This is a genomic window from Castellaniella caeni NBRC 101664 (assembly GCF_001592225.1).
In the GTDB taxonomy this organism is placed as follows: Bacteria; Pseudomonadota; Gammaproteobacteria; order Burkholderiales; family Burkholderiaceae_B; genus Castellaniella; species Castellaniella caeni.
On record NZ_BCWN01000001.1, the window covers coordinates 174,188 to 198,271 of the forward strand.

General features: G+C 66.1%; 23 protein-coding genes and 1 tRNA gene. 6 read left to right on the forward strand and 18 right to left on the reverse strand.

The window, feature by feature from the left end; translation table 11 throughout:
- Positions 1 to 21: 21 nt before the first annotated feature.
- On the reverse strand, positions 22 to 1,803 hold the full coding sequence (locus CCA01S_RS00810; protein ID WP_066452789.1) for an ABCB family ABC transporter ATP-binding protein/permease: 1,782 nt from the start codon (positions 1,801 to 1,803) through the stop codon (positions 22 to 24).
- A gap of 92 nt (positions 1,804 to 1,895) precedes the next feature.
- Between CCA01S_RS00810 and CCA01S_RS00815 the strand changes: the two genes are divergently transcribed.
- Entirely contained in the window at positions 1,896 to 2,420 is a 525-nt protein-coding gene (locus CCA01S_RS00815) for a sigma factor (protein ID WP_066452790.1), read from the forward strand.
- Entirely contained in the window at positions 2,417 to 2,893 is a 477-nt protein-coding gene (locus CCA01S_RS00820) for a hypothetical protein (RefSeq protein WP_066452791.1), read from the forward strand. Before CCA01S_RS00815 ends, CCA01S_RS00820 begins: the two co-directional genes overlap by 4 nt.
- A gap of 141 nt (positions 2,894 to 3,034) precedes the next feature.
- On the opposite strand, the gene CCA01S_RS00825 is transcribed toward CCA01S_RS00820, so the two are convergent.
- From CCA01S_RS00825 to CCA01S_RS00865, 9 genes are all read right to left on the reverse strand, one after another.
- Positions 3,035 to 3,433, reverse strand: a complete 399-nt coding sequence (locus CCA01S_RS00825; protein WP_066452793.1) for a MerR family transcriptional regulator — start codon at positions 3,431 to 3,433, stop codon at positions 3,035 to 3,037.
- Positions 3,430 to 3,732: an integration host factor subunit alpha gene (locus tag CCA01S_RS00830; RefSeq protein WP_066452795.1), complete on the reverse strand. Its 303-nt coding sequence runs from the start codon at positions 3,730 to 3,732 to the stop codon at positions 3,430 to 3,432. Before CCA01S_RS00830 ends, CCA01S_RS00825 begins: the two co-directional genes overlap by 4 nt.
- Before the next feature lie 17 nt (positions 3,733 to 3,749).
- The gene (gene pheT, locus CCA01S_RS00835) at positions 3,750 to 6,155 is read right to left on the reverse strand and encodes a phenylalanine--tRNA ligase subunit beta (protein WP_066452796.1); all 2,406 of its coding nucleotides are present in this window, start codon (positions 6,153 to 6,155) and stop codon (positions 3,750 to 3,752) included.
- A 14-nt stretch (positions 6,156 to 6,169) separates the two neighbouring features.
- Positions 6,170 to 7,192, reverse strand: coding sequence for a phenylalanine--tRNA ligase subunit alpha (pheS, locus tag CCA01S_RS00840; protein WP_066452798.1), 1,023 nt, complete (start codon positions 7,190 to 7,192; stop codon positions 6,170 to 6,172).
- Between the two features lie 78 nt (positions 7,193 to 7,270).
- The gene (gene rplT, locus CCA01S_RS00845; protein WP_066452800.1) at positions 7,271 to 7,630 is read right to left on the reverse strand and encodes a 50S ribosomal protein L20; all 360 of its coding nucleotides are present in this window, start codon (positions 7,628 to 7,630) and stop codon (positions 7,271 to 7,273) included.
- 13 nt (positions 7,631 to 7,643) lie between these two features.
- Positions 7,644 to 7,841 (reverse strand): 50S ribosomal protein L35, encoded by a 198-nt coding sequence (rpmI, locus tag CCA01S_RS00850; RefSeq protein ID WP_043682165.1) that lies wholly within the window; start codon positions 7,839 to 7,841, stop codon positions 7,644 to 7,646.
- A 160-nt stretch (positions 7,842 to 8,001) separates the two neighbouring features.
- Positions 8,002 to 8,250, reverse strand: coding sequence for an accessory factor UbiK family protein (locus CCA01S_RS00855; protein WP_066452802.1), 249 nt, complete (start codon positions 8,248 to 8,250; stop codon positions 8,002 to 8,004).
- Between the two features lie 88 nt (positions 8,251 to 8,338).
- Complete coding sequence (locus CCA01S_RS00860) at positions 8,339 to 9,868, reverse strand: YifB family Mg chelatase-like AAA ATPase (protein WP_066452803.1); 1,530 nt, start codon at positions 9,866 to 9,868, stop codon at positions 8,339 to 8,341.
- Positions 9,869 to 10,174: 306 nt separating this feature from the next.
- Positions 10,175 to 10,651 carry a hypothetical protein gene (locus CCA01S_RS00865; protein WP_146030600.1) on the reverse strand — a complete coding sequence of 159 codons (477 nt, stop codon included), beginning with the start codon at positions 10,649 to 10,651 and terminating at the stop codon, positions 10,175 to 10,177.
- Between the two features lie 441 nt (positions 10,652 to 11,092).
- On the opposite strand from CCA01S_RS00865, the gene CCA01S_RS00870 reads away from it, so the two are divergent.
- Both CCA01S_RS00870 and CCA01S_RS00875 read left to right on the forward strand, forming a co-directional pair.
- Positions 11,093 to 11,431 carry a P-II family nitrogen regulator gene (locus CCA01S_RS00870; RefSeq protein ID WP_066452807.1) on the forward strand — a complete coding sequence of 113 codons (339 nt, stop codon included), beginning with the start codon at positions 11,093 to 11,095 and terminating at the stop codon, positions 11,429 to 11,431.
- Between the two features lie 23 nt (positions 11,432 to 11,454).
- Positions 11,455 to 12,684 (forward strand): ammonium transporter, encoded by a 1,230-nt coding sequence (locus tag CCA01S_RS00875; protein ID WP_066452935.1) that lies wholly within the window; start codon positions 11,455 to 11,457, stop codon positions 12,682 to 12,684.
- Here the strand turns inward: CCA01S_RS00875 and CCA01S_RS00880 are convergent.
- From CCA01S_RS00880 to CCA01S_RS00915, 8 genes are all read right to left on the reverse strand, one after another.
- The gene (locus CCA01S_RS00880) at positions 12,672 to 14,867 is read right to left on the reverse strand and encodes a diguanylate cyclase domain-containing protein (protein ID WP_084386274.1); all 2,196 of its coding nucleotides are present in this window, start codon (positions 14,865 to 14,867) and stop codon (positions 12,672 to 12,674) included. The genes CCA01S_RS00875 and CCA01S_RS00880 overlap by 13 nt on opposite strands.
- 174 nt (positions 14,868 to 15,041) lie before the next feature.
- Positions 15,042 to 16,772, reverse strand: coding sequence for a phosphoenolpyruvate--protein phosphotransferase (gene ptsP / locus CCA01S_RS00885; RefSeq protein ID WP_232304929.1), 1,731 nt, complete (start codon positions 16,770 to 16,772; stop codon positions 15,042 to 15,044).
- Between the two features lie 58 nt (positions 16,773 to 16,830).
- A complete protein-coding gene (locus tag CCA01S_RS00890; protein ID WP_066452811.1) occupies positions 16,831 to 17,100 on the reverse strand; it encodes an HPr family phosphocarrier protein in 270 nt (89 codons plus the stop codon).
- A 16-nt stretch (positions 17,101 to 17,116) separates the two neighbouring features.
- Positions 17,117 to 17,533 (reverse strand): PTS sugar transporter subunit IIA, encoded by a 417-nt coding sequence (locus CCA01S_RS00895; RefSeq protein ID WP_066452813.1) that lies wholly within the window; start codon positions 17,531 to 17,533, stop codon positions 17,117 to 17,119.
- The gene (gshB, locus tag CCA01S_RS00900) at positions 17,530 to 18,495 is read right to left on the reverse strand and encodes a glutathione synthase (RefSeq protein ID WP_066452815.1); all 966 of its coding nucleotides are present in this window, start codon (positions 18,493 to 18,495) and stop codon (positions 17,530 to 17,532) included. The genes CCA01S_RS00895 and gshB overlap by 4 nt, the downstream gene beginning before the upstream one ends.
- 59 nt (positions 18,496 to 18,554) lie before the next feature.
- Positions 18,555 to 19,097 (reverse strand): translation initiation factor IF-3, encoded by a 543-nt coding sequence (gene infC / locus CCA01S_RS00905; RefSeq protein WP_084386276.1) that lies wholly within the window; start codon positions 19,095 to 19,097, stop codon positions 18,555 to 18,557.
- Positions 19,098 to 19,138: 41 nt separating this feature from the next.
- Positions 19,139 to 21,079, reverse strand: a complete 1,941-nt coding sequence (gene thrS / locus CCA01S_RS00910; RefSeq protein ID WP_066452822.1) for a threonine--tRNA ligase — start codon at positions 21,077 to 21,079, stop codon at positions 19,139 to 19,141.
- Positions 21,080 to 21,348: 269 nt separating this feature from the next.
- Positions 21,349 to 21,425 (reverse strand) — tRNA-Val (locus tag CCA01S_RS00915).
- 166 nt (positions 21,426 to 21,591) lie between these two features.
- Between CCA01S_RS00915 and CCA01S_RS00920 the strand changes: the two genes are divergently transcribed.
- Positions 21,592 to 22,863 (forward strand): EAL and HDOD domain-containing protein, encoded by a 1,272-nt coding sequence (locus tag CCA01S_RS00920; RefSeq protein ID WP_066452824.1) that lies wholly within the window; start codon positions 21,592 to 21,594, stop codon positions 22,861 to 22,863.
- Positions 22,860 to 24,050 carry a benzoate/H(+) symporter BenE family transporter gene (locus CCA01S_RS00925; RefSeq protein ID WP_066452829.1) on the forward strand — a complete coding sequence of 397 codons (1,191 nt, stop codon included), beginning with the start codon at positions 22,860 to 22,862 and terminating at the stop codon, positions 24,048 to 24,050. The genes CCA01S_RS00920 and CCA01S_RS00925 overlap by 4 nt, the downstream gene beginning before the upstream one ends.
- The last annotated feature ends 34 nt before the right edge of the window (positions 24,051 to 24,084 follow it).

The window sequence follows — 24,084 nt, forward strand, 5'->3', positions numbered from 1 at the left end:
ACTGCTTTGGTACAGTATAGGTCAAACCCTGATGCGCGACTGTTGCAGCCGCCACATATGGGCGTAGCGCCCGCCCTGAGCCAGCAGTGCATCGTGCGTGCCCTGCTCGACCACCCGGCCGGCGTCGAGCACCAGAATATGATCCGCATCGACGATGGTGGACAGCCGGTGGGCGATGATGAGCGTGGTGCGCCCCCGGGCAATGCGGTCGAGCTGATCCTGGATGGCCCGCTCGGTGCGCGTATCGAGCGCGCTGGTGGCTTCGTCGAACACCAGGATGGGCGGCGACTTGAGCAGCGCCCGGGCGATGGCCACGCGCTGCTTTTCACCGCCCGACAACTTCAGGCCGCGCTCGCCGACGGGGGTATCGTAGCCCTGGGGCAGCGACATGACGAAATCGTGGATGTGCGCCGCCTTGGCCGCCGCAATGCACTCGTCCTGCGTGGCGCCGGGCCGCCCGTAGGCGATGTTGTAGCCAATGGAATCGTTGAAGAGCACGGTGTCCTGGGGCACGATGCCGATGTGCGCACGCACGCTGTCCTGGGTGTATTCGCGGATGTCCCGGCCATTGATGCACACCGCGCCCGCCGTGGGGTCGTAAAAGCGGAACAGCAGCCGCGACAGCGTGGACTTGCCCGCGCCCGAGGCCCCCACCACAGCCAGCGAACCGCCCGCGGGTACGGTGAAGCTCACCCGATGCAGGATCTGGCGGTCGGACTGATAGCCGAAATCGACCGCCTCGAAGCTCAGGCTGGCCTGCCCAGCCTGCAGGGCCACGGCCCCGGGGCGGTCGGCGACCTCTTGGTGGTGCCCGAGCAGATCGAACATGCGTTCCATGTCGGCCAGCGCGTGCTTGATCTCCCGGTAGACGAAGCCCAGAAAATTCAAGGGGGCGTACAGCTGCGTGAGATAGGCCGACACCAGCACCACGTCGCCGATGCTCATGCTGCCCTGCACCACCCCGCGCGCCGACTGCCAGAGCAGCGCCGTCATCCCGACGGTGATGATGACGCTTTGCCCCATGTTCAGCAGATTGAGCGATACCTGATTGCGCACGGCGGAATCCACCCAGCGGCGCATGTCGTGATCGTAGCGGCGGCTTTCGTAAGCCTCGTTGCCGAAGTATTTGACGGTTTCATAATTCAGCAGGGCGTCGATGGCCTTGCCGTTGGCCTGGCTGTCGAGCGTGTTCATGGTGCGCCGGTACACCATGCGCCGTTCGGTCACCCGCAGCGTGAAGACGATGTAGGCGGCAATCGTACTCAGCGTCAGCGCGGCAAAGACCCAGTCATAACGCCACAGCAGCACCCCCGTCACCATGCCGATCTCCAGCAGGGTCGGCAGGATGTTGAAGACGGTGAAGTTGAGCAGAAAGCCGATGCCCTTGGTGCCGCGCTCGATGTCGCGTGTCAGCCCCCCCGTACGCCGTCCCATGTGAAAGCGCAGCGACAGCGACAGCAGATGACGGAACACTTGGCTGGCCACCCGCTGGATGGCCCCCTGGGTGACGCGTGCAAACAAGGCGTCGCGCAGTTCGCCGAACACGCCGGTCATGAGCCGCGCCAGACCATACCCGGCCAGCGCGGCCAGCGGCACGGTCAACAGCGTGGCGGGCACCCCAAGACCGTCGATGAGATCTTTCAGGTAGATCGGCGTCAGCACGTTGGCCAACTTGGCCACAATCATGCAGGCCAGGGCAAAGCCCACCCGTCCGCGGTATGCCCAGACATAAGGCCAGAGATTCTTCAGGGTCTGCCAGTCGTCGCGCCGTGCGGGCGCCGGGCCGGTGTGGGTGAAACGCAATTTGAAACCTCTTTACCAACAGGGATACTGCCAGGACTGCGCATACAATAGGGGGCAATTGCACTATGCCCCGGCCAGGCCGGAAAGATTGTATGACTGTTTCGGTATTCGATTACGAGGCCGAGCTTGGCGCCTGCGCCGCAGGCGACCGAACCGCCTTCCATTCACTGTACCGCCACGAGGCCCCCGCCATGCGCGCCCTGGCCCTGGCCATCCTGGACGACGCCGGGCAGGCCGACCGCCTGTTGCACGAAACCTTCGTGCTCATCTGGCGCAACGCCGCCGGCTACAGCGCCAGCATCGGCACGGCGCGCGCCTGGATGTACAGCATCTTGCGCTACCGCGCCAAGGCACACCGGTACGAACTGCGGCGCATGGGCCAGCACACCGACACGCCCCGGCTGCCCGCGCTGACGCTGCCGCAAGACGCCAGCCACGACACCATTGCGGGGGTGCTCGCCGCGCTGCCGACGCCGCAGCTCGAAGCCCTGCTGCAGGCCTATCTGCACGGCGGCGACCTGGCCCACATCGCTGCCCGCCTCGATCGCTCCGAACCCGACATCCAGGCCTCCATCGAATCAGTGCTCACGCACATCGACGAGGCCGTGCGCGCATGAAATCGCACCGCTCCTATTCCGATCACGAAATCGCCCGCTACGTACTCGGCCTGGACAGCCCCGAACACGCGCAGGACATCCAGGCGCGCCTGGCGCAAGACGACGCCGCCGCGGCCTGCGCACTCAAATGGGAAGCCTATTTCCTCGGCATCGTCGATGCCTTGCCCCCAGCCCCGCCACCCGCCACCGTGCTGGCGGGCATTCAGGCCACGCTAGGCATCGAAGAAACCCCGACCGACGCTGCGCCGACAACCGGTCGTCCGTCTCACGAAGCGCCGGAAACAGCGAGCGACACGGCCACGACGCCCGCGCCCGCCCGGCCCCGGCGCGCCTGGCGCTTCGGGCGCAAGCAGGCCGTGGTGGCCAGTATCGTCGCCGTCGTGATCATCCTGGTGGTTCTCGTCCTGTCGGCCAGCCTGCACCACACGTCCAGCACGGTCGTCCAGCAGACGATCGATCTCGACGCGCAATAACAGACTCAGCGTAAACGGCTCAGCGCACACAGCGGCGCGCCTGCGCAAAGCCGGGCTCCTGGCCCGGCTTTGCCTGGTTCGTATGCAGACGTACTCGGCAAACGCAGACGCCAGACCGGCCCTTCGCGGCCTGGCGACGGCTCAGTCGGGCGAGACGCCGCCTTCGAGCGCCTGCCCCAGCTGCGCCCGGATGGCCAGCAGGTCGCTGCGCAGCGCCTGCAGCTCGGAGCCCTTCAGGCGCACGGCGGCATCGGCATCGTGAGGGACGTCGGCGCCTTCACCCAGGCGGTTGCGCGCCCCGGCAATGGTGAAGCCCTGTTCGTAGAGCAGGTCGCGGATGCGGCGCACCAGCAGCACTTCGTGGTGCTGGTAATAGCGGCGGTTGCCGCGGCGCTTGACCGGCCGCAGCTGCGAGAATTCTTGTTCCCAGTAGCGCAGGATGTGCGGCTTGACGCCGCACAGCTCGCTGACTTCGCCGATGGTGAAATAGCGTTTGGCCGGAATGGGTGGCAGAGCGGCTGCCGTGGTAAGCGTGGTCATGCGGATTCTCCGGTCGCGACGATGCCGTCCTTGAGTTTCTGGCTGGCATGGAAGGTGACCACCCGCCGCGCCAGAATGGGGATGACTTCGCCGGTCTTGGGATTGCGCCCCGGGCGCGGCGGCTTGTTGCGCACCTGGAAGCTGCCAAAGCCCGAGAGCTTGACCTCGACCCCCTGCACCAGGGCGTCACGCACCTCGGAGAAGAAGGTGTCCACGACGTCCTTGGCCTCGCGCTTGTTGAGCCCCACCCGCTCGAACAAGAGTTCAGCCAGATGCGCCTTGGTCAATGTTCGATCCATATCCACCGAAAATGCTCCTATGTACGCAACCGCGCCCCATGCACCCGCGTCAGGGCATCGATGAGACGCTGCATGCAGTATTCAATCTGACGATCATCGAGCGTGGCATCCTGCCCCTGGAACCAGAAGCGCAACGCCAGGCTACGCTGTTCGGCCGACGAGGAGTCGCGCCAAATGTCGAACAGTTTAATGTCTTTGACCACGGCAAGTGCTTCATCCGCCGCAATCTGGTGCTCAAGTGTATCAAGCACGGCCTGCCACGGCAGGGCGGCATCGACCCAGACGGCCAGATCGCGGATCACCACAGGCTGGCGCGACAGTTCGACGGGCTGCGGGAAGGGCTGCGTGGCGATCGCCGCCGTGTCGAGTTCGAACACGACCGGCGCGTGCGGCAAGTCGAGCGCCTGCGCCCAGCGCGGGTGCACCTCGCCGATCCAGCCGATGGCCCGGCCATCGAGCAGCAGGCGGGCGCTGCGCCCCGGATGCAGGGCCGGGTGGCTGGCCGCCTCGCAGCGCAGGCCCGCGGCCTGGGCGCCCAGCAGGGATTGCAGGTCGCGCTTGACGTCGAAGAAGTCGACCGGACGACTGGCCTCGCCCCACTGCTCGGGCACGGCGGGCCCCCAGGCCGCGGCGGCCAGGTGCGTGGGCTGCGCCACGCCGGCCACCGCCAGGGCGCCATCGGCCACCGAGGCGTCGCGCGCGAACACGCGCCCCAGTTCGAAGACGCGCACACGCGTCTGACGGTGCCGGGCGTTGTGGGCAATATTGGCCAGCAGGCCACCGATCAGGCTGGAACGCATCACCGCCAGCTGGCTGGCGATCGGGTTGAGCAGGCGGATGGGCTGCGCGTTGCCGCAGTAGTTCTGTTCCCAGGCCTCTTCCACGAAGGAAAAATTGATGACTTCCTGGTAATCCAGCGCCGCCATGCCGGCCCGCAGGGCGTGCGGCCCGCGCAGCACTTCCGGTTGCACCCGCATGCGGGCGGGCGCCATGGGGGGCAGATCGGGGATCTGATCAAAGCCGTAGATACGCGCCACTTCTTCGATGAGGTCTTCTTCAATACCCAGATCGAAGCGCGCCGCGGGCGGCGTCACCCAGAAATCGTCGCCGTCCTGGCGGAAATCGAAGCCCAGGCTGCCAAACACGGTGGCCACCTGCCCGGCGGACAGCTGGATGCCGAGCACACGCGCGCAGCGCGACAGGCGCATGCGCACGGGCTCGCGCGTCGGCAGGCGGATGATCTGGTCGTCCACGGGGCCGGCCTGCCCGCCGCAGATGTCCAGGATCAGCCGGGTCATGATGTCGAGATGGGCCGGAATTGTGGAAAAATCGACGCCACGCTCGAAGCGGTGGCCTGCCTCGGAGGTGAGCTTGTAGCGGCGCGGGCGGCCCATGATGGCCTCGGGCCACCAGAAAGCCGCTTCCAGGAAGACGTCCGTGGTGTCGAGCGTGACGGCCGAGGCCAACCCCCCCATGATGCCCGCCAGGCTTTCAAGCGTATCGCCCGTCCCGATGACACCGACATCGGGCGTCAGCGTGACGGTCTGCTCGTTGAGCAGTTGCAGCTGCTCGCCCTCGCGCGCCCAGCGCACGGTGAGGCCGCCCCGGATGCGCTGCAGGTCGAAGACGTGGGTGGGCCGCCCGAGTTCGAGCATGACGTAGTTGGAAATATCCACCAGGGCCGAGACCGAACGCTGGCCCGCGCGCTCGAGGCGCGCCTTCATCCAGTCGGGCGTCTGGGCGCGCGCATTGACGCCGCGCACGATGCGCCCGGCAAAGCGACCACACAGATCGGGGGCCTGCACATTCACCGGCAGGCGGTCTTGCAGCGTGACGTCGATCTCGGGGACGGGCGGCGTTTGCAGGACGCAACCGGTCAGCGCTGCGACCTCGCGCGCAACCCCCTGAATCGACAGGCAATCGGCGCGGTTGGGCGTGAGCTTGATGGTGAAGATGGTGTCGTCCAGCTGCAAGGCAGCGCGGATGTCGGTGCCTGGCACGAGCTGCGCGGAGAGTTCGAGCAGACCGGCGTGGTCTTGCGACAGCCCCAGTTCGCGCGCCGAGCACAGCATGCCGAAGGATTCGACCCCGCGCATCTTCACCGGGCCGATCTTCATGCCGCCCGGCAGTTCTGCGCCGATGCGCGCGAGCGGCACCACCAGGCCCGCGGCGGCGTTGGGCGCGCCGCAGACGATCTGCAGCGGCGTGCCCGAGCCGTCATCCACCTGGCAGACGTGCAGCTTGTCGGCATTGGGGTGATCGGCCACCGACACGATGCGCGCGACCACCACGCCCGCGAAGGGCGGCGCATAGGGCGCGGCCTCTTCGACCTCGAGGCCCGCCATGGTGAGGCGATGCGCCAGCGTTTGGCTGTCGATCTCGGGATTGGCCCAGGCGCGCAGCCACGATTCAGGAAATTGCATGATTGGATTCCGTACTAGACGTTGAACTGGCGCAGGAAGCGCAGATCGCCTTCGAAGAACTGGCGCAGATCGTTGACGCCGTAACGCAGCATGGTGAGGCGTTCGAGGCCGGAGCCAAAGGCAAAGCCCATGTAGCGTTCGGGATCGAGGCCGAAATTGCGCACCACCTGCGGGTGCACCTGGCCCGAACCGGAGATTTCCAGCCAGCGCCCCTGGTTGGGCCCCGAGGTGAACATCATGTCGATTTCCGCCGAGGGCTCGGTGAAGGGGAAGAACGACGGCCGGAAGCGCAGGGTGAGGTCTTCGGTCTCGAAGAAGGCGCGCAGGAAATTCGTGTATACGCCCTTGAGGTCGGCAAACGAAATGTTCTCGGCGATCCACAGGCCTTCGACCTGATGGAACATCGGCGAGTGCGTGGCGTCGCTATCGACGCGGTAGGTGCGCCCCGGCGCGATCACCTTGATGGGCGGGGTGTTCATGCGGGCATAGCGCACCTGCATGGGACTGGTGTGCGTGCGCAGCACCAGCGGCAGGCCCCCGGCATCCTGCATATCGACGTAGAAAGTGTCCTGCATCGAGCGCGCGGGGTGGTTCTCGGGGTTGTTCAGCGACGTGAAATTGGTCCAATCGTTTTCGATCTCGGGCCCATCGGCGACATCGAAACCGATCGAACGGAAAATCTGCTCGACGCGCTGCCAGGTGCGGATGACGGGGTGAATACCCCCCGTACCTCGGCCCCGCCCCGGCAGCGTGACGTCGATGGTCTCGGCCGCCAGACGGCGCTCGAGCGCAGCCTGCGCCATATCGGCACGACGCGCGTTGAGCAGCGCCTCGATCTGCTGCTTGGCCTGATTGATCTGCGCACCGCGGCTGCGTTTTTCTTCGCCTTGCAAACTGGCCAGGCCCTTGAGCAAGGCGGTCAGCGAGCCCTGCTTGCCAAGAAAGGCGGCCTTTTCGTTTTCCAGCGTGGCGGCGTCCTGTGCCTGGGCAAAGCGGCCCCGCGCCTGATTGATCAGCTCGTCGAGCGTCGTATCCATAGTTTCTTCCAAAACGCAAACGGAGCCCAAAAGAGCTCCGTTTGCGATGAGACAGAATCGAAAACGAAACTGTGTCGTTTAGGCAGCCAGTGCAGACTTTGCCTGGGCCACGATGGCAGCGAAGCCGGCCTTGTCGCGCACGGCCATGTCGGCCAGCACCTTGCGGTCGAGTTCGATCGAGGCTTTCTTCAGGCCGGCGATGAACACGCTGTAGGTGACGCCGAGTTCGCGGCAGCCCGCATTGATGCGGGTGATCCAGAGCGCGCGGAAGGTGCGCTTCTTGTTGCGGCGATCGCGGTAGGCATACTGGCCAGCGCGCATGACCGCTTGCTTGGCAACCCGGAATACGTTGCCACGACGGCCACGGTAACCCTTGGCGGCTTTGAGGACTTTTTTATGGCGTGCACGAGCAGTGACGCCGCGTTTGACGCGAGGCATGAGGAATCTCCGATCAGGCGAAAGGCAACATCGCCTTCACGGAAGCGACGTTCGTTTCATGGACAGCAGCCGAACCACGCAGCTGGCGCTTGTTTTTCGTGGTCTTCTTGGTCAGGATGTGACGCTTGAAAGCCTGGCCGCGCTTGATGGAACCACTGCCGCGCACCTTAAAGCGCTTGGAGGCGCCTTTTTTGCTCTTCATTTTGGGCATGACGATACTCTGTTGGCTTGGCAAACCCAGGTGGCCAGACACATCGGGCACTTGTTTGACCTGATATTTGCAAATGAATGAACCCGGCCATGCGCAACCAGCATGGCCAAGCCTTGTTCTCAAAATAGGCTTTGAGAAAAGCCCTTGATTATAGGGCGATTTACTCGGTTTTGTCGAGTTGCTGTTCAAGTGCCTGCACACGGGCCTCGAGTGCCTCGACGCGTTCCAGCGCGCGGGCAAGCAGGTCGGTCTGCACGTCGAACTCTTCGCGCGTGATGAGATCCATGCGCGCGAAGGTTTGCGCCATCAAGGCCTTGACGTTGCGCTCGATGTCGGCGGCGGGCGTCTTGGACAGCAGATCGGACATGTTCTTCTGAAAATCATCAAACCACTGGTTGGGGGCGATCATCGCAGCCTCCTGGACGAAAATCGTAGTTTAACCGGCCCGTGGCCCGGCGGTCTGCCGATGGCCGCGCTGCGCGCAGCCGCTGTGGATCTCAGGAAGCAAGCGCCAGCGAACGGGGGCCGGGCTGGGGTCGGAACTGAATCGCCTCGGCCAGGTGGGCCGCAGTCAGCGCATCGGCCCCCTGCACGTCGGCCAGGGTGCGAGCCACCCGCACGATGCGCTGAGTCGCCCGGGCCGACAGGCCCAGAGCGTCCACGGTGCGGGCCAGCAAGGCCTCGCCTTGGGCGTCGAGCGGAGCGTACCGGGCCAGGTCGGCTGCCTCCAGGCGCGCGTTGACGCAGCCCTGACGAGCCAGCTGCCGCGCTCGCGCCGCCAGCACCCGCTCGCGCACCCTGGCTGATGGCTCGCCGGGCGCAGCCTGGTGCCAGGCCTGCTCGACCCCCAGCGCGACGTGCAAGTCGATGCGATCCAGCAAGGGCCCCGACACCTGGGCCCGGTAGCGCACGATGCGTTCCTGCGAACAGCGGCAGACCTGGCGCGGATGCCCCAGCCAGCCACAGGGACAGGGATTCATCGCCGCCACCAGCTGGAAACGTGCGGGAAAGCGGCAGCTGCCCGCTGCCCGGGACACGGTCACCTGCCCGGTTTCCAGCGGCTCGCGCAAGGCCTCCAGCGCGCGGCGTTCGAACTCGGGCAGCTCATCCAGGAACAGCACGCCGTGGTGCGCCAAGCTGATTTCGCCGGGCCGGGGCAGCGCCCCGCCGCCCACCAGCGCGGGCATCGATGCCCCGTGGTGAGGCGCCCGGAAAGGTGGTTCGACCGGCAAGGCCGTAACGGGCTGCAGCAGGCCGCGCACCGCCGCCACTTCCAGCGCCTGCAGCCGCGTCAGGGGCGGCAGCAGGCCGGGCAGACGCTGCGCCAGCATGCTCTTGCCCACCCCCGGCGGCCCGGCCATCAGCAGACTGTGGCCGCCGGCAGCGGCCAGTTCCAGGGCGCGGCGGGCCGTGGCCTGCCCCCGGACGTCGGCCAGGCAGCCCGTGATGCCGCCGGGCTCATCAGGCACCGAGGCCTGCGCCTGCGGCAGCGGCTCGCGCCCCGCGAAGTGGGCAACCACGGCATCCAGGCTGACAGCGGCCAGCACACGCAAGTCTGGCACACAGGCGGCGACCCCCGCCGCTTGCGGCGCCAGAATCAGCGTGGCGTGCGGATCGTCGCGCGCGACGGCCAGCGCGATGGCCAGGGCCGCGTCGGTCGGCACCAGCACGCCCGTGAGGGACAGCTCCCCCGCCAGAACGTAGTGGCGCAGGTCGGGCCCCTGCCCCTGCGCGTCCACGACCTGCCCAGAAGCGAGCAGCACACCCAGGGCGATCGGCAGGTCGAAGCGGCCCGACTCCTTGGGCAGGTCGGCGGGCGCCAGATTGGCCGTGATGCGCCCCGCCGGAAACTCGAAACCACAATTCAAAATGGCCGAGCGCACCCGCTCGCGGCTTTCGCGCACGCCCGCGCCCGGGAGGCCGACCAAAGAAAAAGCAGGCAGGCCATTTCCGACGTGTACCTCCACCTGAACGGGCCGGGCCTGCAGCCCGAACAAGGCACGGCTTGCCAGCACCGCCAGCGACATGGACGCCTCCTTCTGCGCTTGGTTCCAGGAATATCACTTCGAGAACACTATACGCAGGCCGGCCCCGCCCCGGCGCACCACCAGGACAAAACGATCCCGCCCCGGCCCAGGCAGTGCGTCGGCAGGAATCGCGCTCAAGCCATGGGGGTCGGATCGACGAACCGGGGCCGCCGGGTCTTTCAGGCCGCACCATGAAAAACACCCCGTCGGCCGGATCGGAGTCCAGTCGGCGGGGTGCGGTGTACTCGCGGGCCCGCGCGGAAACCGCCTGGCGGCGATGCGGCGCGGGCCTGGCGGGCGGCAGGCTTACTTGCTGCTGCCGTTGCCCACGGCGCCTTGAATGGCGGCGTCGGCCTTGGCCGCGCCTTCCTTGACGGATTCGCGGGCGCTATTGGCCGCGTCGCCCGCCTTGGCGGCCAGTTCGCCAGCTTTGTCGGCCACGGCGTGACCGACTTCAGCGGCCTTGTCCTTGGCTTCGCTGGCGGATTCCTTCACCTTGTCGCCCAGGGAGGACTGCTCACCGGCGGGCGCACTGTCTTGCGGCGGCGTCGATTGCTGTTCGGGCGTTGTGGGCGCGGCCGGCTGAGCCGGCGCCGGCGAGGTGGCCGGAGCGGGTGCGCTCTCGGGAGCCTTGGGTGCATCCGACTTGGAGCAAGCAGCCAGCAGGCTCAGCGATGCGGCCGCGACGGCCAAAGTCAGCGTCTTGCGCGTCATATTCATGATCTTCCCTATAAAATTTATGCCGCCCTCGATACCTGGCGGATCATTGTTCAAGGCCAGCATGTCATCACCTGGCCCGCCTCGCGTCCGATGCCACCTGAATTCTTGACACCGATCAAACCGAGCGCTGGTTACAATTCTAGCGCCGCGGGCCCAAGGGTAAACCCTCAGCTGTAAGGACTCATTTCACCACCGCGCGACACCCCCGCCCGCCGCGCCGTCACGATGCCCCAGGAGAAAGCGCCGCCGGGCGCGCACACGCCAGGCGGCACCGGCGACAACAACTGGACACAATCCCCTGCAGCCTGTAGGGCTCCCCACCATGGGGCGTGCCCGCCCGCCGTCATGCACCAGGCCGGTGCATACGCGCCTCTCGTCCTCACCTACCCGGCACTGTCCCCACCCGATGGGGCCCCTGGCGCCCCTCGTCCACGGTCGGTGGGTGATCACACCTGGCACGGCTTTTGCATGAAAGCCCATCGAGATCAACAGCCAGGAGCGACCATGAAGCTCATCACCGCCATCATCAAGCCATTCAAGCTGGACGAAGTCCACACGGCCCTGCTGGAGTCCGGCATCCAGGGGATGACCGTGTGCGAAGTACGCGGCTTCGGGCGCCAGAAGGGACACACCGAGCTGTACCGAGGCGCCGAATACCAGGTGGATTTTCTGCCCAAGCTGCAGGTTCAGGTCGCCGTGGCGGACGAACAGGTCGAGCTGACCCTCGAATGCCTGTGTCAGGCGGGGCGCACCGGCAAGATCGGCGACGGCAAGGTGTTCGTCACGCCGCTGGACGAAGTCATCCGCATCCGCACTGGTGAAACCGGCGCCGCCGCCCTCTGAACGCACACAAGGAGATGGACAGCATGGATAAAACCGACGTTCTCTGGGTGATGGTTTCCACCCTGCTGGTATGGCTCATGTGCCTGCCAGGGCTCGCCCTGTTCTACGGCGGCCTGGCCCGCCGACACCACACGCTCTCGGTCATGAGCCAGGTGCTCGGGGCCAGCGCCCTGGCCACCCTGCTCTGGTTCCTGTACGGCTATTCATTGGTCTTCACCCCCGGTTCCGGCGCGCTCGGCGGCTGGACGCGACTGGGGCTGTCCGGGCTGTACACCCCGGCGGACAAGCCCTCCCTGGCGCTGCTGGACAGCATCCCCGAACTGCTCTTCGCCCTGTTCCAGGCCACCTTCGCCGCCATCACTTGCGCGCTCATCACCGGCAGCATCGCCGAACGGGCGCGCTTTGGCGCCGTCCTGTGCTTCACCGCCCTGTGGTTCACGTTGGGCTACCTGCCCATCGCCCACATGGTCTGGGGGCCCGACGGCTGGCTGCACGCGCTCGGCGCGCTGGACTTCGCCGGCGGCACGGTGGTGCACATCAGCTCCGGGGTGGCCGGGCTGGTCGCGGCACGCTACCTGGGTGCACGCAAAGGCTTCGGGCGCCAGGCCATGGCCCCCCACAGCCTGCCGCTCAACCTGACGGGCGCGGCGCTGCTGTGGGTGGGCTGGTTCGGCTTCAACGGCGGCTCGGCCCTGGCCGCCAACGAACAGGCCGTGCTGGCGCTGGCCAATACCCTGCTGGCCGCGGTCAGCGGCGTACTGGCCTGGGCCTTGGCGGAACGCATGTTCAAGGGTCGGGCCTCGCTGCTGGGCGCCATCTCGGGCGGCATTGCCGGACTGGTCGGCATCACGCCGGCGGCAGGCCTGGTGGCCCCCGGCGCGGCCTGCCTGATCGGCGCCCTGACGGCCTGGGCCGCCGTCTACGGGGTCAACGGCCTCAAGCGCCGCCTGGGGGTGGACGACGCCTTTGATGTCTTCGGCATCCATGGCATCGGCGGCGCCGCCGGCGCCCTGCTGACGGGCGTCTTCTTCTCCGGCAGCCTGGGCGGGCCCGGCCCCGCGGGGGTGGGGCCGCTGATCCATCAGGTCTGGGTGCAGTTCGAGGCCGTCATCGTCAGCCTGCTGTGGGCGGCCCTGGCTGCCTTGATCGCCGCCTGGACGGCGGATCACCTGCTCGGCCTGCGTGCCACGCCCGAGCAGGAAAGCCAGGGGCTGGATCAGGCCGACCTGGGCGAAAGCGCCTACTCGGTCTGAGCGGCGGGCACGACGGTCGGCGCGTCTTCCGGCGCGCCGACCGCGACACCACCGTCCGTGATCCGTTCGGCCTGCAGCTGCTCGCGCCGCAGCTCGGCGCGCTCCCGCAAGTCGGGGGAATAGACGCAATACTGATTGCGGCCCATATCCTTCGACGCGTACATCGCCAGGTCGGCGTTTCTGAGCAGCTCGTCGGGCCGCTGCCCGTCGCGCGGAGAAAACGTGACCCCGACGCTGGCCGAAATCTGGACAGTATTGTGTTTGAGCACAAATGGCGCTTCCACCGCGCGCAACACCTTCCGGCACACTGTCTGAATGTCTTGCGCATGCTTGAGGCCATGCACCGTCAGGGTGAACTCGTCACCCCCGAGCCGCGCCACCAGGTCGCTGCCGCGCACGCAGCCGCTCAGGCGGCGCGCCACCAGGCGCAGCAGTTCGTCGCCCTCATCGTGTCCGTAGGTATCATTGACCGACTTGAACAGATCGAGATCGACGAACACCAGGGCAAAGAGCAGCCCCGTTTCGCGGGAAGACTGGATGCTGCGCTGCAAATGATCATGGAACATCTGGCGGTTGGGCAATTCGGTCAGGTGATCGTAATGCGCCTGATGCCAGATGGAGGCCTCGCGGCGGCGCTTCTCGGTGACGTCCGAGAACAGGCCGATGCGGCAGTTGACGCTGCCGTCCTCGTTGTACGAGGTATTGATGGTGAGGCGCTCGGTGTATTCTTCGCCCGAGCGGCGCCGGTTGACCACGTCGCCGCTCCAGCGGCCGGTCTCCGTCAGGCTGCGCCACATGCGCCCGTAGAAGGCGCGATCCTGCCGCCCCGAACTCAGCAGATTCATGCGCTTGCCCACGACCTCGGCGGCGCCATAGCCCGTGACCACGGTGAACGCCGGGTTGATGTCCTGGATGAAGCCGTCGGCGTCGGTGACCACCATGGCTTCGCTGGTGTGTGCATAGACCAGGGCTGCCCGCCGTGCCGAGGCCTCGGCGCGCTTGCGCTCGGAAATGTCGAGCATGATGCCGATGATGGTCGCCTGGCCGTTGAGCGACATGGCCGAGCCGAACACCTCGATCTCGATGGGGCTGCCGTCCGCGCGCAACGCCGTGCATTCGTAGCGGCTGCTGCGGATACGCCCCGAGAAGCGCGCCTGCACCTGGCTGACGACCGACTCGTAGGTGGCCGGGCTGAAAAAACGCGCCAAGTTGAAGCCGCTGGTCAGCTCGTCGCGCTCGTAGGCCATCATCTTCGCCAGTTGCTCGTTGGCGTAGATGAGGTTCATCCGGGCGTCCAGCATGTAGATGCCCGCCACGGTGTTGTCCGCCAGGCCGTCGAACATGGCCTTGGCCTGCTTGAGCAGGCCGCGCTCGGCCTCGACGTCGCGCAGCAGGCGGACGATGTGCGCGGCGGATTCATTCAGGGCCTCCGCCAGCTGCCCCAGTTCGTCGGGCCGGCGGGCGCCGGAGCGGGCCGCATAGTTGCCCGCCGCCAGTTCGCGGCACTGGCGCATCAAGCCGCGAATGGGCCGCAGCACCTGCAGAGACACCAGGCCATAGGCCAGCAGCAAGAGCAGCAGATCAAGCACGAAAAGGACGTAGGCGCCGTACAGCGCGCCCTGCTGCACGTCGCGCGCATGCAGCACCAGATTGTCCAGCAAGGCCTCGGTATCCGCCAGCAGCGCATCGCCGGCGGACAGCACCTGGGCCGGGTCACCGCGCGCCGCGTGGCCCGCGGGCATGCGCGCGTCCTGCTGCTGCACATACTGCTCGACCACAGCGCGATACACCTGCCAGTCGCGCCCGACCTGGGCCAGCAGCTCGCGGTGCCCCTCGCCCAGCGCGCGCACGGCCATGCCGAAGGCCATGCCGCCGTCGTGCAGGGCGTGATACGCCTGCTCGAAGGTGGCTTGCTGGCTGCGCAGCACCGCCTGCGCCGAGGTGTCGGTCAGCGAGCCCGCCAGTACCTCCAGCGCGATACGCTGGCTCAGCATCCGCATCTTGCCGGCCACATTGACCGTGGCGGCGATACCATCGGATTCTTGCAGCAACAGGCGGACGACGCCCACGTTGGCCACCGCCAGCACGGCCGCGACGGCAAAGGTGTACAGCACCTTGTGTTTGAGCATGCGCGGCCAGGCAATGCCAAGTCGCGTGGGCCGGGCATCAGGCGAAGAAGTCATCGGGGCCTCGAATCGGACAGCTGTCAGTCAGGAGCAGCGGGGCAACCAGGTCATGGCAGTGTAATTGACCATGAAGAAGACGCGGACTTTACAACATGGAGCAATCGGCCGCCAACTTGACGCATATCAAGCCGACGGGGCGATGCGCGGCCCCAATACGCACGGGAACGGGCGTCAGGCCGACAAGGCGGCCAAGTCGATGCGCTCGGCCCGGTTCAGGGCCGACGCCACCTTGACCCGCAGCGCATTGGAATGCGCCTTGCGAATTTCTTTCTTGACGTCGAGCAACTGCTGCGGATGCATGGAAAAGCCCGTCAGGCCCAGGCCCAACAGCATGCGGGTGACGCGCACGTCGCCCGCCATTTCACCGCAGATGGACACTGGCTTGCCAACCCGCTCGCCGACGTTGATGGTGTGCGCGATGAGCCGCAACACCGCCGGGTGCATGGGGTCGTAGAGCGCCGCCACGTCTTTGTCGCCGCGGTCGATGGCCAGCACATATTGGATGAGGTCATTGGTGCCGATCGACAGGAAGTCGAGCGTGTCGGCGAAAGGCTCGATGGCAATCGCCATGGCGGGGATCTCGACCATCGCGCCGACCTGGATCTGGTCACTGTAGGCGATGCCGGCGCCTTTCAGTTCTTCGGCGGCGCGGGCCAGCGCGCGGCGCGTGGCGACCACCTCGTGCATGTGCGACACCATGGGAATCAGCACGCGGATCGGCCCGTGGGCGGCGGCCCGCAGCAAGGCGCGCAGCTGCGTGTTGAAGAGTTCGGGATTGGCCAGGCAGTAACGGATGGCGCGCAGGCCCAGCGCCGGATTGGTGGCCACGGTGGCTTCGCCATCGAGCGTCTTGTCGGCGCCGATGTCGAGCGTGCGGATCGTCACCGGACGCCCGCCCATGGTGCGCACGACCGCGGCATAGGCCTCGTATTGTTCGTCTTCGGTGGGCAGCTCGGCGCGCCCCATGAACAGAAATTCGCTGCGAAAAAGCCCGATGCCCTCGGCCCCGGCGGCCAGCGCGTCGGCGGCTTCGTCGGGCAGTTCGATGTTGGCCTCCATGCGCACCTGGATGCCGTCGAGCGTGACCGCCGACGCAAAGCGCAGGGCCTTGAGTTCGTCGCGCTCGCGCAGGAAGGCGGCCTGGCGCTCTTGGTATTCGCGCAGGATGGCGGGCGACGGATTGACCACCACCAGGCCATTGAGGCCATCGACGATCAGCAGGTCACCATCGCGCACCAGGGTACGCACGAGTCCCATGCCCACGACGGCGGGCACGTTCATGCTGCGCGCCACAATGGCGGTATGCGAGGTGGGCCCGCCCAGATCGGTGAGGAAGGCGCCGAACTTGCCGCCGCGCAGGCGCATCATGTCGGCGGGCGAGATGTCGCGCGCCACGACAATGAGGCTGCCGTCGATCTCGACTTCGTCGAGGTTGGGCAGCCAGGAAGCCGACCCCGAGAGTACGCGCAAGACGCGCTCGATGACCTGGCGCACGTCGGCGCTGCGCTCGCGCAGGTAGGCGTCCTCCATCAGGGCGAACTGTTCGGCCAGCGCCTGCCCCTGCGAGGTGAGCGCCCATTCGGCGTTGTACTGGCGCTCTTCGATGAGCTGGCAGACGGCCTGCACCAACATGGGGTCTTGCAACAGCATCGCGTGCACGGAGAGCAGGACGCCCAGCTCGCGCGGGGCGTCGCCGGGCAAGGTCTCGCCCATCTGGCGCAGCTCGTGGACGGCGTCATCCATGGCCCGGCGCAGGCGCTGCTTTTCTGTTTCGATGTCTTCGGCGGCAATGCGGTAGTGTGCTACTTCTAGCGAGGCCGCGCTCATGACGACAGCGCGCCCGATAGCGTAGCCGCGCACGACCCCCTGGCCGTACAGGCACAGGGTGGAGGCCAGCCCCATGGGCAATGCTTCGGGGGCGCTCATGCGTCGGCCCCGCCAGACGAGGAAATGCGCATTTTTACTCGGCCTCTCCGAATTTGCCCTCGAACAGTGTGCGGATGTCGGACAGCGCCTGGTGTTCGTCTTCCCCCTGGGCATCGATCTTGACCGTGACCCCCAGGCCCGCCGCCAACATCATGACGCCCATGATGCTTTTCGCGTTGACGCGCTGCGCGCCGCGCGAGATGAAGACATCGCTTTTGAAACGACCGGCCAGCTGGGTGAGCTTTGCCGCCGCGCGCGCATGCAGGCCCAGCTTGTTGGAAATCACCAGATCGATCGACGGCATGGGCAAGGCTCCTGGACTAACAATCGGGAGGGGGGTCGGCATTGACGATCCCGCGCAGCGCCCCCTGTCGCACGCGTTCACTGAGAGAGTCGGGGTTTTCCTGCTGGTCTGTCAAGGCCTTGAGCACCATGCAGGCGTTGGTGCCCGTCAGCAGGTGGATGACGTAGCCTTCTTCCAGCCCCTGGCGCAAAGCCTGGGCCGCAATATTGAACGGCGTGGCGCCGTACAGATCGCACAACATGAGGATAGGTTCGTCGGGATGCCCCTGGCGCACCCAGTTGAGGATGCGCTCGGTTTCGCCCGCAGGCGAGGCGTCGGGCACCACGTCGAAAACCTGCAGATCGGGCGTGCGGCCCAGCACGTGCCGGGCGCATTCTTGAAACGCCGCCCCCAGCGGTTCGTGCATGACCAGCGCCAGCCGCGTCGTGCTCATGCCGCGACCTGGACAGCCTGTTCGAGCGCCTCGACGAAGCGCCCGGCCACGTCGAAACCCGTCTGTTCGGTGATCTCGACAAAGCAGGTGGGGCTGGTGACGTTGATCTCGGTGATGAAATCGCCGATCACGTCCAGGCCGATGAGCAGCAGACCCCGCCCGGCCAGACGGGCCCCCACGGCCTGGGCAAGTTCGCGGTCGCGCGCCGACAGCGGGCGCGCCTCGCCACGCCCGCCCGCGGCCAGATTGCCGCGGGTTTCGCCATGCAGCGGCACGCGCGCCAGCGCGTAGGGCACGGGCTCGCCGCCGATGATGAGGATGCGCTTGTCGCCCTGCACGATTTCCGGGATGTAGCGCTGCGCCATGATGGTGCGCGTACCCAGCTCGGTGAGCGTCTCGAGGATGGAGCCCAGGTTGGGTTCTTCGGGCCGCAGGCGGAAAATGCCGCTGCCCCCCATGCCGTCGAGCGGCTTGACGATGACGTCGCCCTGCTGGGCGTGAAAGGCCCGCAGCCGGGCCATGTCGCGGCTGACCAACGTGGGCGCCGTATACGCGGCAAATTCCGTGATGGCCAGCTTCTCGGGGTGATTGCGGATGGCCGACCCGGCATTGAAGACCCGCGCGCCCTGCGCCACGGCGTAGTCGAACAGGTGCGTCGCGTAGACGTATTCCATGTCGAAGGGCGGGTCTTTGCGCATCAGCACGGCGTCGAACTCGGCCAGGTCGCGCTCGATCGGCGCGTCGTCCTGCGTCCACCAGTCGTGGCCGTGCGCATCGGCCCCGGCGCGCAGGCCCATGCCCGTGGCCGCCGCGCGCACGCGCCCACCGTCGATGTAGAGGTCTTGCATCAGCGCGAAGCTGAACCGATGACCCCGGGCATCGAGACTGCGCATGATGGCCACGGAAGAATCCTTCCAGGCCTTCAGGCCGGGAAGCGGGTCGATGACGAACAGCACGTGCATGAAAAACCTCTTCGATGACGATCGACCCACCCCGCCGGGCAATCGATCAGGAACTGCGCTCAGGCAGCATCGCCTTGCTTGCCCGTCTTGCGGCGTGGCGCCAGCACCATCACCATCTGACGGCCTTCGAGCTTGGGCATGGCTTCGACCTGGATGAGTTCGCCCAAGTCGTCGCGCACCCGTTCGAGCACGCGCATGCCGAGTTCCTGGTGGGCCATCTCGCGGCCACGGAAGCGCAGCGTGACCTTGGCCTTGTCGCCATCCTCGATGAAACGCCGCAAATTGCGCAGCTTGACCTGGTAGTCGCCCTCGTCGGTGCCGGGCCGGAACTTGACTTCCTTGACCTGGATGACCTTCTGCTTGGCGCGGGCTTCGGCCTGACGCTTTTGTTCCTGGTACTTGAATTTGCCGTAATCCATGAGGCGGCAGACGGGCGGCGTGGCCGTGGGCGAGATTTCGACCAGATCGACGTCGTGCTGCTCGGCCAGGGCCAGGGCCTCAGCGGTGCGCATGATGCCGAGCTGCTCGCCATCGACGCCCAGCAGGCGGACTTCATGGATACGGATTTCACCGTTGATGCGGTGTTTCTTTTCGGTTGCGATGTCTAGGACTCCGGTAAGTTGAAGAAAGCGGGACGGCGGGCCTAGGCGGCCTCGCCCCCCTGATAACGGGTGGTGATTTCGTGCTGCAGGCGGGCGGCGAAATCGGCGACGGACAGAGTGCCCAGGTCGAGCTTGCCGCGACCGCGAACCGCGACGGTGCCGGATTCGCGTTCTTTGTCGCCCACTACCAGAATATACGGAATTTTCTGCAGGCTATGTTCGCGAATTTTACGGGTGATTTTTTCGCCACGCAAATCCGAGAAGACCCTAAACCCTTGTTTCACAAGAGATTTGGCGACTTGATCGGCATATTCGGCAGAACTGTCGGAAATGCAGCACACCACGGCATGGTGCGGGGCCAGCCACGCGGGCAACGCACCCGCGTGGTTTTCGATGAGCATGCCGATGAAGCGTTCGAGCGAACCGAGGATGGCCCGGTGCAGCATGACCGGCGTGCGGCGCTGATCCTGGGCATCGACGTATTCGGCGCCCAGGCGCGCGGGCATGGAAAAATCGACCTGGATGGTGCCGCACTGCCAGTGGCGGCCAATGGCGTCTTTGAGCGTGTATTCGATCTTGGGGCCGTAAAAGGCGCCCTCGCCCGCCGAGACTTCGTATTGGCAGTGCGACAGATCGAGACTGTCCATGAGCGCTTTTTCGGCCTTGTCCCAGACCTCGTCGGCGCCGATGCGCTTGTCGGGGCGCGTGGCCACTTTGTAGAGGATTTCGGTGAAGCCGAAATCGGCGTACACCTGCTGCAGCAGGCGCGTGAACGCCGCGCATTCAGCCTGCAGCTGGTCTTCGGTGCAGAAGATGTGGCCGTCGTCTTGCGTGAAACCACGCACGCGCATCATGCCGTGCAGCGAGCCGGAGGGCTCGTTGCGGTGGCACTGGCCGAATTCGCCATAGCGTAGTGGCAGCTCGCGGTAGGAGTGCAGGCCCGCCTTGAAAATTTGCACGTGGCCGGGACAGTTCATGGGCTTGAGGCCGTAGACGCGGTTCTCGGACTCGGTCGTGAACATGTTTTCTTGATAGTTGTCCCAGTGGCCGGTCTTTTTCCAGAGCGACAGATCGAGAATCTGCGGCGCCTTGACTTCTTGGTAGCCGTTGTCCTGGTAGACCTGGCGCATGTACTGTTCGACCTGCTGCCAGACCGTCCAGCCCTTGGGGTGCCAGAAAATGAGGCCCGGGGCTTCGTCCTGGAAGTGAAAGAGATCGAGCTCGCGGCCGATGCGGCGGTGATCGCGCAATTCGGCCTGTTCGAGCATGTGCAGGTAGGCGTCCTGGTCGGCCTGACGCGCCCAGGCGGTGCCGTAGATGCGCTGCAACATCTCGTTGTTGCTGTCGCCGCGCCAGTAGGCGCCCGCCACTTTCATCAGCTTGAAGACTTTCAGCCGCCCAGTGGATGGCACGTGCGGCCCGCGGCACAGGTCGATGAAGCCGCCTTCGCGATACAGGCTGATTTTTTCGTTGCTGGGGATGGAGGCGATGATTTCCGCCTTGTAGTCTTCACCGATACCCTTGAAGAACTTGACCGCCTCGTCGCGATCCCATTCTTCGCGCACCACCGTCTCATCCAGCCGGGCCAGTTCGGCCATTTTCTTTTCGATGGCTTGCAGGTCTTCGGGCGTGAAGGGGCGCTTGAACGAGAAATCGTAGTAGAAGCCGTTGTCGATCACTGGGCCGATCGTGACCTGGGCCTCGGGAAACAGGCTTTTCACGGCATAGGCCAGCAAGTGCGCCGTCGAGTGGCGGATGAGATCGAGCCCATCGGCGTCTTTGTCGGTGATGATGCTGAGCGCCGCATCCTGGCTGATGACGTGGCTGGTGTCCACCAGCCGCGCGGCCTGGCCGTCCACCGCCACCCGGCCCGCCAGCGCCGCCTTGCCCAGGCTCGTCCCGATGGAATGCGCGACATCGTGCACAGTGACGGGATGATCGAACTCGCGCTGCGAGCCGTCGGGTAAGGTGATGCGAACCATGAATGTGTGTCCTGAAAATACAAAACGCGGCCTGCGCCGCGTCGGTAAATGTCTAAATTGCCATGCAGGAGGGGTATCTCCGCAGTTTAGCAATCCGATCAGTAACAAGCAATTTACGCGCGCCCATTTGGGCGCCTGCGCACAGGCCGCGAGGCGCACGCGCCACGGCCCAAACGAAAAGCCGCGAAACCCGATGGCTGCGCGGCTGACTTGGCATACTGAAAAATTGTTGCAGCCGCAAAGGCCACAAAAACGACAAGCAAAAAACCTGGTAGGCAGTACTGGATTCGAACCAGCGACCTCTACGATGTCAACGTAGCGCTCTAACCAACTGAGCTAACCGCCTGAAGAAAGAACGAGATTATAGGCAGGGTTTTGCGGTCTGTCAAACCAAGACGCCATCCTGGCAAGGATGGCCGGTATCCGCGTGCAACAAGTTACTTATAATGACTCACAGCTTGATGGGCAAGTACAGAAATCAAGTACACAAATTCGACCGAGGAGCACGAAGCATGGACGACGCTACCCCCGTGGCTGAAGCACAGACGCAAGACGAACCATCGGCAGCCCTGCCTCCCTACCTCATCCGGCGCGAACCCGTGCTGGACCAGAACCGGGGGCTCAGCGGCTACATTCTGAAGGTGCTCTGGGCGCAGCCGGGCGAGGCAGACCCCGGCGCCGCGCTCATCGAGGCCGCCCGCACCCACGGGCCCAGCAACTTTCTCGCCTATGCCCCCCACTGGGTGGAAGGCACCGAGGCGCTGATCAAGAACACCTTCGCCCTCAGCCTGCCACGCAACCGCTGCTACGTCGAATTCCCCGAAACATTGCAAAGCACCCCCGAAATCATCGCGTCATTGCAGCACCTGGCGCACGCCGGGCTCAAGTTTTCCATCCGCGGCGACCTCGCCGCCCAGGCGCAGCACCAGGCCTTCGTACCTTTTTGCAAAGTCGTGCGCTTCGACCCCCGGCTCAGCACCAAGGCCGACATCTTCCGCCAAAGCGGCCAGCACAAACAGGCGGGCCGCCTGCTCATGGCCGTGCACACCCCCGACCAGACCACGCTCGACCACTTCCTGCTGCTGGGCTTCAGCCTGTTCCAGGGTGGCTGGCCCAGGACACTCGTGGCCGCGGCCGCGCTCACCCCGCGCCAGAAGACGCTGCTGCGCCTCATCACCCTCATCATGGGCGAAGGCGAAGCGCCTGAAATCCAGGCCTGCCTGCAACGCGACCCCGAACTCGTCAAGACCCTGCTGGACATGGTCAACACGCCCGCCTACGGCCTGAGCCAACCGGTCGAATCCCTCAGCCAGGCCATCATGCTGCTGGGCCGACGGCAGCTGCAGCGCTGGATTCAAGTGCTGATGTACACCGAGTCCGGGCGCCCGGCGGGCTACCTGTCGCCCACGCTCATCCAGGCCAGCGCCCGCGCGCACTTCATGGAAGCACTCTCCACCCTGCGCCACCCCGAGCAAACCGTCCGCGCCGAGATCGCCTTCACCACCGGCATGCTCTCCATCATGGATCAGCTCTTTCACAACTCCATGAACGACCTGCTCTCGCAGGTGCAGGTCGATGTGCCGGTGCGCGACGCGCTGCTGCGGCGTGAAGGCCTGCTCGGGCCCGATCTACGCCTGGCCACCCTGATTTTCCCCTCGGACTCCGATCCGCAAGAAGACCTGGCTCCCCTGCTGCAGGCCCTGGGCGTCAACGCCGAGCAACTGGCCCCGCTGATACAGGACGCGTTCGTCTGGGCCCACAGCATCACCCGGGCGGCCCCATGAGCGCACCGGCACTGGGTGCCCGGCTGGCCAGCTGGTTTCGTCTCTCGCACCTGGCCTCGGGCTTCATCGCCGTTCTGGTGGGCTACACCAGCTCGGTTGCCATCGTCTTCCAGGCCGCCACGGCAGCCGGCGCCCAGGATGCCCAACTGGCCTCTTGGCTCTGGGCCCTGGGCATCGGCATGGGCATCACCTGCATCGGCCTGTCGCTCGCCTGGCGCGCCCCGGTGCTCACGGCCTGGTCCACGCCCGGCGCGGCGCTGCTCGCCACCAGCCTGGGCGACATCGGGCTGGCGCAGTCCATCGGCGTGTTCATGGCCAGCTCCGTGCTCATCACCCTCTGCGGCATCACCGGCTGGTTTCAGAAACTGATGGACTGGGTGCCGCGCCACCTGGCCTCCGCGATGCTCGCGGGCATCCTGCTGCGCTTCGGCATGGATCTGTTCACCTCCATGCGCACGCAGGCCGGGCTGGTGCTGGTCATGTTCGTCGTCTTTCTGCTGGCCCGGCGCCTGCTGCCGCGCTACAGCGTGCCGTTGGCGCTCTTTGCCGGGATGGTCGGCGCAGCGCTGCAAGGCTCGCTGTCGCTGCGCGGGCTCGACTGGACACCCGCCCACCCGGTCTGGATGGCGCCGGCCTTTTCTCTGTCGGCGTTCATCGGTGTGGCGATTCCGCTGTTCATCGTCACCATGACGTCGCAAAACATCCCCGGGCTGGCCGTCCTGCGCGCCAACGGCTACCACCAGGTGCCCGCCTCGCCGGTGATTTCCTGGACGGGTCTCACCGGCATCCTGCTGGCGCCCTTCGGCGGTTTTGCCTACAACCTCGCCGCCATCACGGCGGCCATCTGCATGAGCCCTGACGCCGACCCCGACACGCGCGAGCGCTACAAGGCTTCGGTCTGGGCGGGCGTGTTCTACCTGCTCACCGGCATCTTCGGCGCCACCGTCATCGCGCTGTTCGCGGCCTTTCCGCACGAGCTGGTGGCCGCCATCGCCGGGCTGGCGCTGTTGGGCACGCTCAGCACCAGCATCCACGACTCGCTCCAGGCGCCCGAGCATCGCGACGCGGCCCTGGTCACCTTTCTGGCAACCGCCTCGGGCATGAGCCTGTTGGGCATCGGCAGCGCCTTCTGGGGGCTGGTGCTGGGCGGCGTGTGCCACTGGATGCTGCGCAAGAAGGCCGCTTGAGCAGGCACCCGCGAGCCGCACCCGCCGCCCGCTG